General features: G+C 26.8%; 17 protein-coding genes. 14 read left to right on the top strand and 3 right to left on the bottom strand.

Annotation, left to right across the window (positions count from 1 at the left end):
• Positions 1–259 precede the first annotated feature (259 nt).
• On the top strand, positions 260–1879 hold the full coding sequence (locus AACK89_RS07335) for an MATE family efflux transporter (protein ID WP_338978353.1): 1620 nt from the start codon (positions 260–262) through the stop codon (positions 1877–1879).
• A 150-nt stretch (positions 1880–2029) separates the two neighbouring features.
• Here AACK89_RS07335 and AACK89_RS07330 read toward each other — a convergent pair whose 3' ends face one another.
• On the bottom strand, positions 2030–2311 hold the full coding sequence (locus tag AACK89_RS07330; protein WP_174481356.1) for an HU family DNA-binding protein: 282 nt from the start codon (positions 2309–2311) through the stop codon (positions 2030–2032).
• A gap of 254 nt (positions 2312–2565) precedes the next feature.
• Between AACK89_RS07330 and AACK89_RS07325 the strand changes: the two genes are divergently transcribed.
• The 7 genes from AACK89_RS07325 (at position 2566) to AACK89_RS07295 (ending at position 9259) form a co-directional block, all read left to right on the top strand.
• The gene (locus tag AACK89_RS07325; RefSeq protein WP_338978351.1) at positions 2566–3204 is read left to right on the top strand and encodes a hypothetical protein; all 639 of its coding nucleotides are present in this window, start codon (positions 2566–2568) and stop codon (positions 3202–3204) included.
• A 189-nt stretch (positions 3205–3393) separates the two neighbouring features.
• Positions 3394–3813, top strand: a complete 420-nt coding sequence (gene rpsL, locus AACK89_RS07320) for a 30S ribosomal protein S12 (RefSeq protein ID WP_252320120.1) — start codon at positions 3394–3396, stop codon at positions 3811–3813.
• Positions 3814–3827: 14 nt separating this feature from the next.
• The gene (rpsG, locus tag AACK89_RS07315) at positions 3828–4295 is read left to right on the top strand and encodes a 30S ribosomal protein S7 (protein WP_338978349.1); all 468 of its coding nucleotides are present in this window, start codon (positions 3828–3830) and stop codon (positions 4293–4295) included.
• Between the two features lie 27 nt (positions 4296–4322).
• Entirely contained in the window at positions 4323–6413 is a 2091-nt protein-coding gene (gene fusA / locus AACK89_RS07310) for an elongation factor G (RefSeq protein ID WP_422397465.1), read from the top strand.
• Between the two features lie 103 nt (positions 6414–6516).
• The gene (tuf, locus tag AACK89_RS07305; protein ID WP_338978343.1) at positions 6517–7773 is read left to right on the top strand and encodes an elongation factor Tu; all 1257 of its coding nucleotides are present in this window, start codon (positions 6517–6519) and stop codon (positions 7771–7773) included.
• Between the two features lie 102 nt (positions 7774–7875).
• Positions 7876–8523, top strand: a complete 648-nt coding sequence (locus AACK89_RS07300) for a nitroreductase family protein (RefSeq protein WP_338961659.1) — start codon at positions 7876–7878, stop codon at positions 8521–8523.
• Positions 8498–9259, top strand: a complete 762-nt coding sequence (locus AACK89_RS07295) for a hypothetical protein (protein WP_338978340.1) — start codon at positions 8498–8500, stop codon at positions 9257–9259. The genes AACK89_RS07300 and AACK89_RS07295 overlap by 26 nt, the downstream gene beginning before the upstream one ends.
• 132 nt (positions 9260–9391) lie before the next feature.
• On the opposite strand, the gene AACK89_RS07290 is transcribed toward AACK89_RS07295, so the two are convergent.
• Positions 9392–10033, bottom strand: a complete 642-nt coding sequence (locus AACK89_RS07290; protein WP_338978337.1) for a PGDYG domain-containing protein — start codon at positions 10031–10033, stop codon at positions 9392–9394.
• A 402-nt stretch (positions 10034–10435) separates the two neighbouring features.
• Between AACK89_RS07290 and AACK89_RS07285 the strand changes: the two genes are divergently transcribed.
• The 5 genes from AACK89_RS07285 (at position 10436) to AACK89_RS07265 (ending at position 15216) form a co-directional block, all read left to right on the top strand.
• Entirely contained in the window at positions 10436–11086 is a 651-nt protein-coding gene (locus tag AACK89_RS07285; protein WP_338978335.1) for an NAD(P)-dependent oxidoreductase, read from the top strand.
• A 27-nt stretch (positions 11087–11113) separates the two neighbouring features.
• Positions 11114–11605 (top strand): aldo/keto reductase, encoded by a 492-nt coding sequence (locus AACK89_RS07280; RefSeq protein ID WP_338978333.1) that lies wholly within the window; start codon positions 11114–11116, stop codon positions 11603–11605.
• A 106-nt stretch (positions 11606–11711) separates the two neighbouring features.
• A complete protein-coding gene (locus AACK89_RS07275; RefSeq protein ID WP_338978331.1) occupies positions 11712–11987 on the top strand; it encodes an aldo/keto reductase in 276 nt (91 codons plus the stop codon).
• 23 nt (positions 11988–12010) lie between these two features.
• Positions 12011–14674: a cation-translocating P-type ATPase gene (locus AACK89_RS07270; protein ID WP_338978330.1), complete on the top strand. Its 2664-nt coding sequence runs from the start codon at positions 12011–12013 to the stop codon at positions 14672–14674.
• A 20-nt stretch (positions 14675–14694) separates the two neighbouring features.
• On the top strand, positions 14695–15216 hold the full coding sequence (locus AACK89_RS07265; RefSeq protein WP_281748805.1) for a hypothetical protein: 522 nt from the start codon (positions 14695–14697) through the stop codon (positions 15214–15216).
• 258 nt (positions 15217–15474) lie between these two features.
• On the opposite strand, the gene AACK89_RS07260 is transcribed toward AACK89_RS07265, so the two are convergent.
• Positions 15475–16179, bottom strand: a complete 705-nt coding sequence (locus tag AACK89_RS07260; RefSeq protein ID WP_338978327.1) for a hypothetical protein — start codon at positions 16177–16179, stop codon at positions 15475–15477.
• Between the two features lie 277 nt (positions 16180–16456).
• On the opposite strand from AACK89_RS07260, the gene AACK89_RS07255 reads away from it, so the two are divergent.
• Positions 16457–16633 (top strand): hypothetical protein, encoded by a 177-nt coding sequence (locus tag AACK89_RS07255; protein WP_338975618.1) that lies wholly within the window; start codon positions 16457–16459, stop codon positions 16631–16633.
• The last annotated feature ends 39 nt before the right edge of the window (positions 16634–16672 follow it).

Raw genomic sequence — 16672 nt, 5'->3', positions numbered from 1 at the left:
ACCAATTGTTTTTTCAATTGAAAGTAATGATAGTTTTTAAATAAAAATAAATTAAAGAGATTATTTTTAAATATTTATTTATTATTAGGTTATAATGTAATTATATTTTTTATAAAAATTTATATTTTAATTTTTTTCTTCTAACATTTTTTAAAATACTAAACATGTTTTTTATTTGTGACAGCAATAGATATTTTAGTTATGAGCTTTTATAAAATATAATATTAATTAGATTAATTTTGTTAGAAAGGATAATATTATGGAAAAAGAAAATCTTGCTAAAGTTACTTTCAATAAACGAACAGAAAGAAATTCAATAAACAAGTTGAAAAGACAAGCTATTTTTAGCACGGCAAATCCATGAAAAGCAATCTTTATTATGGTCACACCACCTTTAATTGCTGTAATTATTTTTTCTACTTATCAAATTTTTGATAAATGAATTGCTACACAATGAGGTGGACAAAGTATTATTGATCGTTATAATAATTATCAAAATTCAGGAATAATGATAACTGCTGAACAAGCATTAAAAATTATTAATATTGCTACTACTTATGCTGCTGTTCCTTCTTCAATGATGGTTTCCTTTGCTTTAATGGTTGCTACTGGAACAGGTATTAAGTTTTCAATTGCATATGGTCAAAATAAACGAGAACAAATGTCAGAATATTTAGGAAATGGGTTTCTATTATCTTTTTTAGTTTCTATTGTTCTTATGATCATTATGTATTTTAGTTGTCAGGGTATTATTGAATTTCAAGCTGGAAGTGATGCTGGAAGTAATCCAGTAATTAGGGAAATAATAATTAAAGAAGCAGTTAGATTTTCACAAATTTTAATTCTTGCTACACCATTACTTTTTTTTGCTTATTTTTTAGTTTCATTGTTACGTAGTGAAGGAATGATGTTATGAACAATTTTAATTAATGTTGCAGCTTGTTTAGTAAATATATCTTTAGATTTTATTTTTGTTATTCCTGGTAAATTAGGAATGGAAGGCACTGCATATGCAACTATTATTGCTTGAGCAAGCATTAATTTATTTTCAATAAGTATTATTTGATATAGTGCCGATAATTTAAGATTTAAAGTAGCACACTTAAAACTTAAATGAGTAATAGTAACGGGCATTTTATTAATTGGTGCAACTTCTTTATTACAAAATATTGCCCAAAGTATTTTGGCAATGGTTACTACTAAAATTTTAAATACATTGCCACCTCCAGACTATGATGGTGGAGGAAGCACTGGTATTCCGGTTTTTGTTCAATTATATGGTGGTATTATGCCTTGGTTAATTTTAATTAATGCACCTATTATTGGAATTACGCAGGGAGCAAGAGCATTAATTGGCTATGTTTATGGTTCAAAGGACTTTAGTCGTGTTTGACAATTGATGTGACGTTTAACTTTATTACTTTTATTGTTGCTAATTGCTTCAGTATTATTAGTAGTAATAGCGGGGCAATATATGATGCATTTCTTTGGCGTAGATTTAGAAATGGCAAGATTCTTTAAAGTTTATATTATTATGCAGTTTGCTTTTTATCCATTAGCTACACTACATTATGTTGCTGTTATTTTCTATCAATCAATTAATCGTGGTAAATTGTCATTATTTGCTAGTTTACAACGAACAATTATAATGCCAATTATTTGTTTAGGTTTAGGATATTATGTTGCACATGTTTCTCATAATGGTTTTTATTTTTATTTATTTCTTGGCTTTATTGATTTATTTGCTGCTTTTATATTATTACCATTATTAATTTATACATTTTGAAAATCTAAACCATTTATTCATACAACTAAAGATAAAAAAACGCAAATATCTAATTTATCAGAAAAAAAAGTACTTAATAAAAATATATCTTAATATTAATATATGAAGAAAATAAAAAATACTCATTTAAAACAGAGTATTTTTTTTAATTATTTAAGATTAAAAAAGGTTGTTAATTTTACAAATTAAAAGGAATGAATATACAATCTATATTTGATTGAAGTCATTCCTAAAATAAAATATTTATTTACCTTCATTAACTCTCTTTTTTAATGCTTTACAAGAATTAAATTTAACTACTCGCTTTCTAGGAATAGCCATCGGTTCTGAATTTTGTGGATTTACTCCCGGTCGAGCTTTGCGGTATTTAATAGTAAAAGTTCCAAAGTTACGTAGTGTTACTTTTTCTCCTTTAATTAAAGCAGTAGCAATTTTATCTAAGATAAATTCTAACACTTCTTTGTATTCTTTTTCTGATAATTCTAATTTTTTTTGTACAGCTCGTGCTATCTGACTTTTTTGCATAAAATTTTCAACCCTTTCTTCACCAATTACCATAAGTATGCTATAAAAACATGCCTTAAATGATACTTATTATTATATAACATTTTTTAAAAAAACCTTATTTAATGAAAATTAAAGACTAGTAAAAAAATAAGATTTGAATATATAAATTTATATGTTAATTAATAAGTACAAGGGAAAAAATCTTTACATTCATTTTCTTGTATGTTAAAATTCAAAAAATAAGTAAATAACTATTTCGGAGGTACTAAGATATGCAAATGAAAAATTTATTAAGACTTATGGGTGCATTAGCCCTAACAACAGTAGCTACTACTTCAGTTGTAGCTTGTGGTGATCAAACTGTAGTTAATTTAGATACAGTATTAAAAAAGAAAGAATTAGGTCCAATTTCAGTTGTTGATATTACTAAACCAACTGAGAAAGAACTTAAAGAAGCTATTAAAGCAGTTCCAGAAAATAAAAACATTGATTTAAATGGTATTACAGTTAAAGTTAATACTCCTGAAAAAGAGGGAGATCCAATTACTAGTGCAGTAGTTACTCCTGATGGTAAAATTTATAATGGTGATTCAATAACTATTACATTTACATTAGCACATAAAAAGACAGATGTTGAAGTTACAACTGATATTAAAGCAGCTTTAGAAAAAGGTGTTGATGGTAAATCATTAAATGATTCACAAAAACAAAGTGATGCTAAAGATATTATTACAGCAGCAATTAAAAAAGTTACTGATGAAGATAAAGCTAGTGAAGCAACATTTACTTTTGATAAAGAAGATACAGATTTAACTGTAGGAGATAATACAGTTAATATTAAAGTTACACTTGGGCAATCAAAAGATGTTGCAGTTGCTGTTAAATTAACTGGTGTAACAGCACACGAATAAGAAATATAATATTTTATTATAATTAAAATGACACAATTTAAATTGTGTCATTTTTTTCTAATTATTTTTCAAAATTTATTTGACTATTACTATTAAAAACTGGTATTATACTTATTGGACTAAATTTTGATACACTAGGAATTGTGTATATAATTAATTCTTTAAAATCATAAAGGAGGCTAACGATTAATGCCAACAATGAACCAACTATTACGTAAAGGACGTACAGATAAAAAATACAAATCTAAATCACCAGCGTTAAATGTTTCATATAATTCATTAACAAAAACAACTTCTTCAATTAGCAGTCCGCAAAAAAAAGGTGTAGCGCTTGTAGTTACTACAAGAACACCAAAAAAACCTAACTCAGCTTTAAGAAAAATTGTTCGTGCTCGTTTAACTAACGGTATGGAAGTTACTGCTTATATTTCTGGAGAAGGTCATAATTTGCAAGAACATGCTATTGTTGGAATCCGTGGTGGAAGAGTTAAAGACTTACCTGGAGTTAGATACCATGTTATTCGTGGGTATTCTGATACTGCCGGAGTAGTAAATCGTAATCAAGGTCGTTCTAAATACGGAACTAAAAAACCAAAAGATAAGAAATAAGGAGGTAAAACTAAATGCGTAAAAATCAAGCTATTAAAAGAGAATTAGTTGCTGATCCAATTTATGATTCAAAAATTGTTACTCAATTAATTAACGCCATTATGATTGATGGTAAAAAAAATGTAGCTCAAAAAATTGTTTATAATTCTTTTAAAATTGTTGGACAAAAAACCCAACAAGTACCATTAGAAGTATTTGAAAAGGCAATTGCTAATATTACACCACAATTAGAAATTAAAACTCGAAGAATTGGTGGTGCAAACTATCAAGTTCCTATTGAAGTTAGTGCTACTCGTAAGATAACTTTAGCAATTCGTTGATTAGTTTCTTATTCACAAGCAAGATATGGTAATAGTATGCAAGATAAACTTGCAGCTGAGATTATGGATGCTGCTACTGGTAATGGTTCATCAATTAAAAAACGTGATGAAATTCATCGTATGGCTGAAGCTAATAAAGCCTTTGCTCACTATAAATGATAATAAAGGAGAGAGAAAATGGCAGAAAAATTAGGTCGAGAATATTCACTAGCAAATACTAGAAATATTGGAATTATGGCTCATATTGATGCTGGTAAAACTACAACAACAGAAAGAGTTTTATATCATACTGGTAAAATTCATAAAATTGGTGAGGTACATGAAGGTGCCGCAACTATGGACTGAATGGAACAAGAACAAGAACGTGGTATTACTATTACTTCAGCTGCAACAACTGCTGTTTGAAGAAATAATCGAATAAATATTATTGATACTCCGGGTCACGTTGATTTTACTGTTGAAGTTGAACGCTCATTAAGAGTTTTAGACGGAGCAGTTGCTGTATTAGACGCGCAAACTGGAGTTGAACCACAAACCGAAACTGTTTGAAATCAAGCAACTAGGTATAATGTACCAAGAATTGTTTTTGCAAATAAAATGGATAAAATTGGGGCTGACTTTGCTCATTCAATTCAAACATTAAAAGATCGTCTTGGTGCTAATGCTCATGCAATTCAATGACCAATTGGTGCAGAAGATGCTTTTGATGGAATTATTGATATAATTGAGATGAAAGCATACCATTTTGATGGTAAACCAAATGAGGATTATAAAGAAATTGCAATTCCTGAAGAACTTAAAGATGTTATTGCAAGTAGACGTGAGGAATTATTAGAAGCACTTTCTAACTTTGATTATGATTTCTTTATGAAATATGTTGAAGGAGAAGTAACTGTTGCTGAAATTAAGACAGTAATTCGTAAAGCAACAATTGCTGCTGAGTTTTTCCCAGTATTATGTGGTAGTGCCTTTAAAAATAAAGGTGTTAAATTAATGTTAGATGCAGTTATTGATTACTTGCCTTCACCATTAGATGTACCTGCAATTAAAGGAATATTACCTGTTTCATCAAAAGAAGTAGAACGTCATTCTAGTGATGAAGAACCTTTCTCAGCGTTAGCATTTAAGATCATGACTGACCCTTTTGTTGGAAGATTAACTTTTTTTAGAGTATATTCGGGAACATTAGAATCTGGTAGTTATGTATTAAACTCAACTAAAGAAAAAAAAGAGCGTGTTGGTCGAATTTTACAAATGCATGCCAATAGTCGTGCCGAAATTAAAAAGGTTTATGCTGGTGACATTGCTGCTATTGTTGGTTTAAAAGATACAACTACTGGTGATACATTATGTGATGAAAAACATGAAGTTATTTTAGAAAAAATGGTATTTCCAGAACCAGTTATTTCATTAGCGCTTGAACCTAAAACAAAAGCTGATCAAGAAAAAATGAGTTTAGGTTTACAAAAACTTGCAGAAGAAGATCCAACATTCCGTGTTTCATCAGACAAAGAAACAGGACAGACAATTATTTCAGGAATGGGAGAACTGCATTTAGACATCTTAACTGATCGTTTAAAACGTGAATTTAAAGTAGCAACTAACATTGGAAATCCACAAGTTGCTTATCGTGAAACAATTAAAGCAGTTTGTGAACGCGCTGAGGGTAAATATATTCATCAATCAGGTGGTCGCGGCCAATATGGACATGTTATTATTAAATTTGAACCAAATCCAGATAAAGGATTCGAGTTTGTTGATAAAATTGTTGGTGGTAAAGTGCCACGTGAATACATTAAACCAGTACAAGAAGGATTAATTGAATCATTAGCTAATGGTTTAATTGCAGGATATCCAGTTATTGATGTTAAAGCAACATTATATGATGGTTCATTCCACCCTGTTGACTCTTCAGAACGTGCCTTTAATATTGCAGCTTCTAAATCTTTACAAGATAATAAAGATTTATTAAAACCAGTATTATTAGAACCAATTATGAATGTTGAAGTTATTATTCCAGATGAATATTATGGTTCTATTGTTGGTAAAATTTCTGGTAAAAGAGGTACTATCGAAGCAGATGAAATGCGTGGTAATAGTAAAGTTGTTAAAGCTAAAGTGCCTTTATCTGAAATGTTTGGTTATGCTACTGAATTACGTTCAATGACCCAAGGACGCGGAACATATACAATGTCTTTTTCACACTATGAAGAAGCACCAAAATCAGTTGCTGAAGCAGTTGCTGGTAAATATCAAAAAGGAAGAATTACTAAAAAATAAAATAATTTAATTGAAAGTATAATAACTTTACTTTAAAATTATCTTAGTGTTTAATTTAATTAAATAAAAATAAGTATTAATTATTTCCAAGGAGGAAACAAAAATGGCAGAAAAAGAAGTAAAAAAATCAAAGCCTATATCAACAGGCCCAAAACAAAAATTTGAACGTACAAAACCGCACGTTAATGTTGGAACAATTGGTCACGTTGATCACGGAAAAACAACATTAACTGCTGCAATTACTAGTTATTGTTCAAAACATGAAGCAGATGGATATAAAGGTATGTTTAAGGACTATGCTTCTATCGATGCTGCTCCAGAAGAAAAAGCACGTGGTATTACTATTAATACAGCTCACGTTGAATATGAAACACCAACTCGTCACTATGCACACGTTGACTGTCCAGGTCACGCTGACTACATTAAAAATATGATTACAGGTGCAGCTCAAATGGATGGTTCAGTGTTAGTTGTTTCTGCAACTGATGGTCCAATGCCACAAACACGTGAACACATTCTATTGGCACGTCAAGTTGGAGTTAAAAAAATTGTTGTATTCTTAAATAAGTGTGATATGGAAAGTGTAGACGATGACGTATTAGAACTTGTTGAAATGGAAATTCGTGAATTACTAACTAAGTATGAATTTGAAGGTGATGATACACCAATTATTCGTGGTTCTGCAAGAGGAGCATTAGATGGTAAAAAAGAATGAGAAGCAAAAATTAAAGAATTATTAACAGCAATGGATGAATGAATCCCAACACCAAAAAGAGAAGTTGATAAACCAGTATTATTAGCTGTTGAAGATGTTTTCACTATTACTGGACGTGGAACAGTAGCTACTGGAAGAATTGAACGTGGAACTTTAAAAGTTAATGATGAAATTGATATTATTGGTATTAACAAAGGTTTTAAAAAAGTTGTTGTTACTGGTATTGAAATGTTCAGAAAATTATTAGATGAAGCACAAGCTGGTGATAACGTTGGAGTATTATTACGTGGAGTTAAACGTGAAGATATTCAACGTGGACAAGTTATTGCTAAACCAGGATCAGTTACTCCACATACTAAATTTAAAGGTGAAGTTTATATTCTAACTAAAGAAGAAGGTGGACGTCATACTTCATTTAATCCGGGATATCGACCACAATTTTATTTCCGTACAACTGATGTTACAGGAAGTATGGGAAACTTTATTAATAAAGGTGAAAAATCGGAATTAATTATGCCAGGTGATAACGTTACTATTACTGTTGAATTAATTCACCCAGTTGCCCTTGAGAAAGGTACTCAATTCTCAATCCGTGAAGGCGGAAGAACTGTTGGAGCCGGACAAGTTACTGAGGTTATTGAATAATCACATTAAATCAAAAATCTTTATTCTCAAAAGAGAATAAAGATTTTTGATTAAAAATATTTTAGTAGTAAAATTAATTTATAGAAAAGAGATGACAAATCAATGCCTTATGTTAAAGAACTGGAAAGTCTAATTTTAAATCGTAAATCAATTCGTAATTATGATCCTAGTAAAGTTATTAGTGATAGTAAAATTAACGATATTCTTAACTATGTGCGTCATACCCCATCTTCATATGGTTTAGAACCATGAAAAATTTTAGTTATTAGTAATTCTAAAATTAAAGCACAATTGCAACCAATCATAAATAATCAACAACAAGTTAGTACTTGTTCACATTTATTTATTTTATTAAGTTATAGTGGTGAAAATTTCAATACTAGTAATCAATGATTTGTTGATACTGTTATGAAAAGACGTAATTTAACAAAACCACAATACGAAATTTATAAATCAACATTTAATAATTTCTTTGATCATGACAAAAAAACACAAATAAATCATTGGGCACAATGTCAAACTTTTATTTTATTACAAAACCTTTTATTATTATTAACTGCTCATGAAATTGATAATGTTGTATTAGGTGGTTTTAATGAACAACAATTATTAACTTACTTAGAATCAAATAAGATTATTGAACCTAATAAGTATCATGTTACAATTTTAGTGTCTGCTGGTTATGGTTATCCATCAAAAACTAAAATTATTAAAAATGAAGTTAGTGAAATCAGTACGCTTATCAAATAAATGTATTAGAAAAGGTATTGCAATGGAAAAATTAAAAATAAATAACTTAGATATTGAATTAAATATTATTGGTAAATTTTTAGATAAGATTGAATATCCAATTCTTATTTTTGATTTTGAGACTTTTCGTAATTTATTACATAAAAAAAAGAACAATTCGTATGCTCATGATTTTGAAAAAATTTTTTCAATTGCATTATTAATTATTAATAAAAAAGAAGATTTAAGTGTTAGTAATTTACAAAATAAAAAGTTACATTTATTCGTTAAAACTGTTATTCCACAACCAAATATTTTAAATGAAGATTTAAAACTTGTTAAACATCAACAACAGTTTTTTAAATTTTTAACTAATAAGTTATTAAAATATAACATTAAATCTTTGATTTTACTTGGTGCCAGAACTGAAATATTAATGTTAAAAAACTATTTGAGTTATCATAATGATGAAAGTAAATTCAAAAATAAAGTTAGTTATTTTTTTCAAAAACATAAAATTTTTGATTTATATGATATTTGAAATAATGATCAAGTTTTAAATTTACCTTTATATAAAAAAGGTTTACATCTTGATGTTGGTGCTACTAAAAAAACTTCAATACTAATTAAAAATAATAATGATTATTGTAAAATATTAAAAGAACAATTTTCATTAACAAATAATAATATTGGAAGAATTATTGATCAATTTTTTTTAATAATATTTGTTTATTACCTAGTTTTACTACGCAAGTAGCAAATCATAATCAAAATGATGTTTTAATTGGTGCTGCAATCTTATCATTACTTTATACTTTTTGTGATAAATATTAAGAAAATAAAAAATATTAATTTAAATAATTAATATTTTTTATTACATTTTATTTTTTTAGTTCAAATTTTTTGGTATTTGTGAATTATATATTGTTGTATTTGTTGATAAAGGCATTAAATTATTAATTTCATTAACATTCAATCTTGTTTCACTATTTGAACTTACATCTTGAGTTTCTAAATTATCATTATTATTTGTTAATTTAAGTAAATTTTGAAATTGTTTTTCAAGTTCTGTTTTAGATTGACTAATTAAATAAGTATTTTCAAACACTAATTTTTTGCAAGGATATCAATATCCATCTTCATCTCAAATTAAAACATCTTCTTTAGTATATTTTACTTCTTTTTTAGTACCATTTGGACCCCAAGGTAGTGATAATTCTCCGCTTTTATTATCTTTATTAAGATTAACTATTTTTATTTTAGAATCGGGATTTGCTCAAGCTTCCCCCTTACTTATATTATTAATAACTGGAATATAAGTAGTTTTAAATTTTTTTTGGTTAACAACTCAATGTTCACCAATAACTCCTGTAATAATATAATCACCGCGATGACAAGTTACTGTTACTTTTTCTAGTGTTTCAATTTCTAATGGGTTATTATCTTGATGTAATTGAAATTCATATTTTACAGTAGGATTTTTAATACAAAATGTAACATTTGAATTTTCTGTATTTTCTTTAAATAACATATTTTCTCCTTCATCTTTTTGTTTTTTGAATAAAGACTTTATTTTAAAAATAAACATATAGTAAATTTTAAATTTCAATATTTATCTTTATTTTTTTTAAAATAATTTAATAAAATTAAAAAAACTAATATAGATAAAAATATCTATATTAGTAATGAATATTTAATAAATTATTATTAATAATATCATTTTTTTATCTTTTTTAAAAATATTTTTGTAATTAAATTATTATATATAATTGTAAAATTATAAGTAAAAGTAGCAATATTATAAATTAAAATCATAATTTTATGATTTACTAACACCCAAACTAATACCTAATATAAGGTGTACTTATGTTATAATTACTATAGTATATTGTTGACTCTTCGTTAAAATTAAGTTTGAAAAGGAGTACTAACTATGAAAATTGGAATTATTGGAGCATCAGGAAAATCAGGACTTGCCTTAACTAAAGAAGCTTTAAAACAGGGATATCAAGTTGTTGCCATTACTAGAAATCCTATTAAAATGCCAATTCTTAATAATGATAATCGATTGACCATTAAAAAAGCTGATCTTACTAATAAAAGTAGTATTAAAGCGGTTGTTAATGATGTTGATATTTTAATTAGTGCTTACGGCCCTACTATTGATAATCCCCAAAATATTCATCAGCAAGTTGCTAAAAACTTAATTACTATCATGCATGAATGTCAAAATATTAAAAGGTTATTAATTGTTGGTGGTGCTGGTAGTTTGTTAAATGATAAGAATGAAATATTAGTAGAAACAATTGCATTTCCTGAAGCATGAAAAGAGCATGCACAACAACAAGTTCAAGCATTAGATACTTATCGTAGCAGTGACATTAATTGAACATATTTTAGCCCTTCTTTATACTATGACCCAGAATTACCAACTTTAGGCAAATTTAAAATTGGTAACAATCACTTAATTGTTAATAAAGAAGGAAAAAGTGAAATTAGTTATGGTGATGCTGCAATTGCTATTATTAATGAGATTAAAGAACAAAAATTTATTAAAAAACGTTTTACAGCGGGTTATAATTAATATTTTGTTTGAAAGGATATTACACAAATGTTAAAACTTACAAAAGAACAAATTTTACAAAAAACGATAACTTTAAATAATGGTGTCAAAATTCCTCAATTTGGATTAGGTACATATTTAATGGTTGATAGTAAATCTATTTATAATTCAGTAATTTGTGCTTTGCAAAATGGTTATCGTCATATTGATACTGCAGAATATTATAAAAATGAGGAGATAATTGGTAATGCAATTAAAGATTTTTTAGCAGAAAATCCAGAAGTTAAAAGGGAAGATTTATTTATTACTTCTAAAATTTGAAATGACAATCATGAATATGAACTTACTAAAGATGCTTTGCGTGGTATCCTGAATCGTTTAAAACTAGATTATTTAGATTTATGTTTAATTCATTGACCAACTAAACAAAGTTTTGAATGTTGAAGAGCCTTAGAAGAATTTTATGAATATGGTAAAGTTAGGGCAATTGGTGTTTCAAATTTTAATAGTTCACAATTGAAAGATTTTTTAAAAAAATAAAAATAAAACCAGCAATTAATCAAATTGAAACACATCCTGGTTTTAATCAAAAAAACACAATAGATTTTGTTACGAGAATAATATTGCTGTTACTTCATGAAGAACAATGCTAGGTGGTAGAGCAGATGAAATACCATTATTACAAGAATTAGCAAATAAATACAAGGTTACTACTAGTCACATTGCTTTAAGATGAGCTTGACAATTGGGTCAAGTAGTTATTCCTAAATCAACTAATCCAGAGCGAATTATTAGTAATCCCGATATTGGGGGTTTTCAACTAACAGAAGAAGAGATGTTAAAAATCCAAAAATTACCACAAACTGCTTTAGGGCCACAATCTAATGATAAAAAATTTTGAAAAGGAATTATGATGGATTAAATTAAAAAGGGGGTTAAATAATTGTGATTTGAAATGATTCAACTAAGGAATTAGCAAAAAAATTAAATACTAATTTTGTTACAGGTTTAACTGAAGAAGCCGCAGCTCAATTGCTAATAGAAACAGGACCTAATCAATTACCAGTTACGAAAAAAAAACCAATTTGAAAAATAGTTTTAGCACATTTTATTGAACCATTTGTTTTAGTATTAATTGCATTAGCAATTATTGCTACTGTTATTGGTCAATGACAAGAAGCATTAGTTGTTTTTTTAATTGTAATTGTTGATGCTACTTTGGCTACTTATCAAGAAGTAAAAGCTGCAGCTTCTTTGGACTCTTTAAAGAAATTAGTTTCTTCACAAGCAGTAGTAATTCGTAATGGTAATAAATACGATATTGATGCTAAAGATTTAGTGGTAGGTGATTTGGTTTATTTAGATGCGGGAATGTTTGTACCTGCTGATCTGCGTATTATTCAGTCTTATAATTTACGTACTAATGAATCACTTTTAACTGGTGAATCAACCTTAATTAGTAAAACTACTGAAGCATTAACTGAAGAAAAATTATCAATTGGTGAAAGAACTAATCTTGCTTTTATGTCTACTTCTATTGCGACAGGTAGTGGTCTTGGTTTAGTTTATGCAACAGCAAAAACTTCTGAAATTGGAAAAATAACTAAGTTATTACAAGAAGAAAAAGAACCTAAATCACCATTAACGCGACAAATGTCTTTTTTAATTAGAATAATTTCGGTTTTTGCTTTATTATTAGGTTTAGCTATGTTTTTATTACAATTTTTCTTAATTAAAGTACCTGCTATTAATGCTTTAATTTTTGGAATTGCTTTAACAATAGCAGTAATACCTGAAGGTTTGCAAGTTATTGTTACCGTTTCATTATCACTGGGAAGTTCAAGAATGGCAAAAAAACATGCTATTGTTAAACATTTACCTGCTGTTGAAACATTAGGTCAAGTTGATATTATTTGTTCTGATAAAACCGGAACTTTAACACAAAATAAAATGACTGTTAAAAAATATTATTTAACAAAATCAGTTAATGATAGTAATGACTTTAAAAAGAAAACTAAGCAAGAACAATTATTTTTAGATTGTTTAGTATTATGTAATAATAGTGAAGTTAGTAAAAATAAAACTATTGGTGATCCAACGGAAGCAGCACTTATTAATTGATCAGAAACATTAAAGTTTCCAACAAAGGCACTTAGTGATAAACATACTCGAGTTCATGAAATACCTTTTGATTGCAATCGTAAATTAATGTCAACAATTAATGAATACGATAAAGAAACTTATGTTTTTGTTAAAGGTGCGGTTGATAATATGATTAATATTTGTACTCATGCGCTTATTAATAACGAAAGGGTAGTATTAACTGCACAAATTAAAAAAGAAATAATTGCAAGTATGGAAGAAATGTCAAATTCAGCATTACGTGTTTTGGGAGCAAGTTATAAAACTGTTAATAATACGAAAGATTATAGTAATATTAGTGAAATTGAAAGTAATTTAACTTTTTTAGGATTAGTTGGAATGATTGATCCACCAAGAAACGAAGTTAAAGATTCTTTAGTTAAAACTAAAAAAGCAGGTATTGATACAATTATGATTACTGGTGATCATTTAAATACTGCTGTTGCTATTGGTCAAGAATTAGGTTTGATTGAAAATAAAACACAAGCACTTAGTGGTAATACGATTGATGATATTCCAGAAGAATCATTTAATGCTAATATTAATCAATATCGAGTTTTTGCTCGTGTTTCTCCTAAACATAAAGTTAAGATTGTTAAAGCATTGCAGAGTCATAATAAGGTTGTTTCGATGACTGGTGATGGTGTTAATGATGCTCCTAGTTTAAAAGCGGCAGATATTGGAGTAGCGATGGGTATTACGGGAACTGATGTTGCTAAAGAATCTTCACAAATAGTATTAACTGATGATAATTTTGCTACTATTGTTGATGCTATTGAAGAAGGACGCAATATTTACAGTAAAATTAAAAGAATTGTTATTTTTATTTTAATTACTAATATGGCCCAAGTATTTTCAATTGTTATTGGTGCTATTTTTGGATGAAATGAATTATTGCAACCAATTCAAATTTTATGAATTAATTTAATTGTTGAATCTGTTATTGCAATTCCAATGTCAATGGGACCTAATAACCCTGATTTAATGCTTAGAAAACCAACGAAACGGAATGATAGAATTCTTACTGGTAGTTGAGGATTTATTGGTATTGTTAGTATAATATTAAGTACCTTATTACTATTAGCTTTTCATTTTTTACCTCAAATTTTACGTGAAAATAATAGTGAAGGTTTTGTTTTTGTTTTTGTTATAATGACTAATGCTCCTGTTTTTTATGCATTTTCTTTTGTTTCAGGTGCTAATACAAGTATTTTTAATAAGATTACTTGAAAAAATAAATATATTTGAGTTGCGGCGATTAGTGCTTTTGCTATTAATACTTTTATTATTTTTACACCTGTTGTTAGCAATGCTTTTGGTATTGGTGCTGGTTTTCGGGCAGTTGATTGATTACTTTGTATTGCTTTATCAACAATACCAATGTGATTATTAGAAGTGTATAAAGGAATTAGACTTTTAGTTAATAAATTAATTAAAAAAGAACAAAATAAAGTAAAAGTTAAATAATATAGAATGGAAAATTAATAATGAGAATTATTCCGTATGAATTATTTAGTTATACACCAGATATGAGTTTAACTGCATTGCGTAAAGAACTACTTATGTATGATCATTGTTTAAATAAAAAAATTACAAATATGGCAATGCAACCATTTTTAGACTTGGAACGCAACTATTTTAATTTACTTTTATGTAAATGAGAATTAGAAATGAAAAAACGAAATCATTATGTTAATTCATTATTTAAATGTTATACTAAATACAATGATTTTGAATTTGTTGCAACTCCTGATTTTTTAATTATTGAATGTTGTATACAATGAGATTTAAAAGGTTTTCAACCATATAAATGTAATTTAAATTGATATGAAATTATGATGATGACAATTAAAAATAAAGATAAAATAAATAAAGATTTTTATGAACAACTTTCTTTGTGGTATAAAGAAATGTTTATGAAAATTAATGATAATGGTTCTTTTAAACCTAAGAAATTAAATATGAATGTTGTTTTTGAAAAAATAAGTAATTTTTTATTAACAGCATAATAGTTTTTGAAAAAAATTTTGATTTTATTTTATAATTAAATTATAAAACACTCTAATAGAATGGAAATTTTATATTTTTGAAATTAAACTAAATATGTTGTTGAATTGTTTCTATTTTAATTACCCTTTTTAAACAATTAACCCATTTACTTTGGCATAAAAGTAATGGGTTAAAATTATATATTGGATAGCAACTATATGTTATTAAATTTTGTGTATTTTCAATAGACTTCTTTCATGTTTGATTTAAAATTTACATTAGTTAATAATTTTAATAGCTTTTGGTAAAGTGACAGATATTAAATTAGTCATTCCAACAAAATCAATTGAATTTCATTGAGCAGTAATTTTAACTTTGACTATCTTACTAGTAGTTGATAAATCAATAGTAGTAATTCTATTAATACAATCTTCATCTATTATATCATATACATAATCAAGGTTTTTGATGACAATATCGCCATAACATATTTTTTGTACAGAATTATTGATGATTGAATCTAATGCATTTTCTATTTCTTCTTTTGTAATAGCATTTGGGTAAATAGCCTCAATTTGACTTGGACTATCAATATTAGTAATTTCGTTTAAATCATTTCATCATTGTAATAAGCAATAACTAATTGTAATATTATTTTTTTCTCCTTTAAATTTGGCTCCATTTTTAGCAACAATTTTAATATTTAAATTTAAAGTTAAAAAATCATTTGGTTTAAAAATATCAATAAAGTATAAATCTTTAAAGTAAAAATATTTTTCAAAAATTTTTATATAAACATCATAGTCATCACTTGTAATAGTTTTTAAACCTGATATTGCTACTAATTTTGCTTGTAATTTATTTAAAAATTCAGATTTTATATTTTTTTTAAATTTTAATGTATCTAAATTTATATTATTAGGAATTTTTGTTGAAATATCAATTTTTGTATCTTTTTTTTGAGTCTGGTGTATCGCAAGCAACTACAGTTAATGGTATTGGTGTTGATATTGCTAAAATTGATAATAATTTTAATAAATTTTTCATTTTATTTTTCTCCTTTAAATTCATTTACCTTCATATAAATTATATAAAATAAAACTTAAATACCATTATATAATATTATTCACGGCAATAAATAAGAATGACAAAAAATTTCTAAAATAAAGTGTAAAAATAATTAGTAGTTTTAATGATAAAAGTTATCAAAGTTCAATAATTATTGATATAACTAAACAAACAAATATTTCAGATATTTATATGCAAAATTATTTTGCAGAGAAAACTAAACCAGTAACATCAGATAAACAGCAGGCAATTGCAAATGTTACAGATAGTTTAAAGAAAATTCAAAAAAATGAATATCTTACTAAGTCAATTAGAAGTATGTATAAAGAAAAAAATGATTTTAATCAAAGTATAATGATTATACATTAAGATTTGGTAAGAGTCCTTTAATAAAAGGTATTATTGAAG

The sequence above is a fragment of the Spiroplasma endosymbiont of Panzeria rudis genome (assembly GCF_964019705.1).
GTDB lineage: Bacteria > Bacillota_I > Bacilli_A > Mycoplasmatales > VBWQ01 > Spiroplasma_E > Spiroplasma_E ixodetis_A.
Note: the sequence above shows the minus strand (reverse complement) of the source record. Positions and strands in the feature narration are given on the sequence as shown.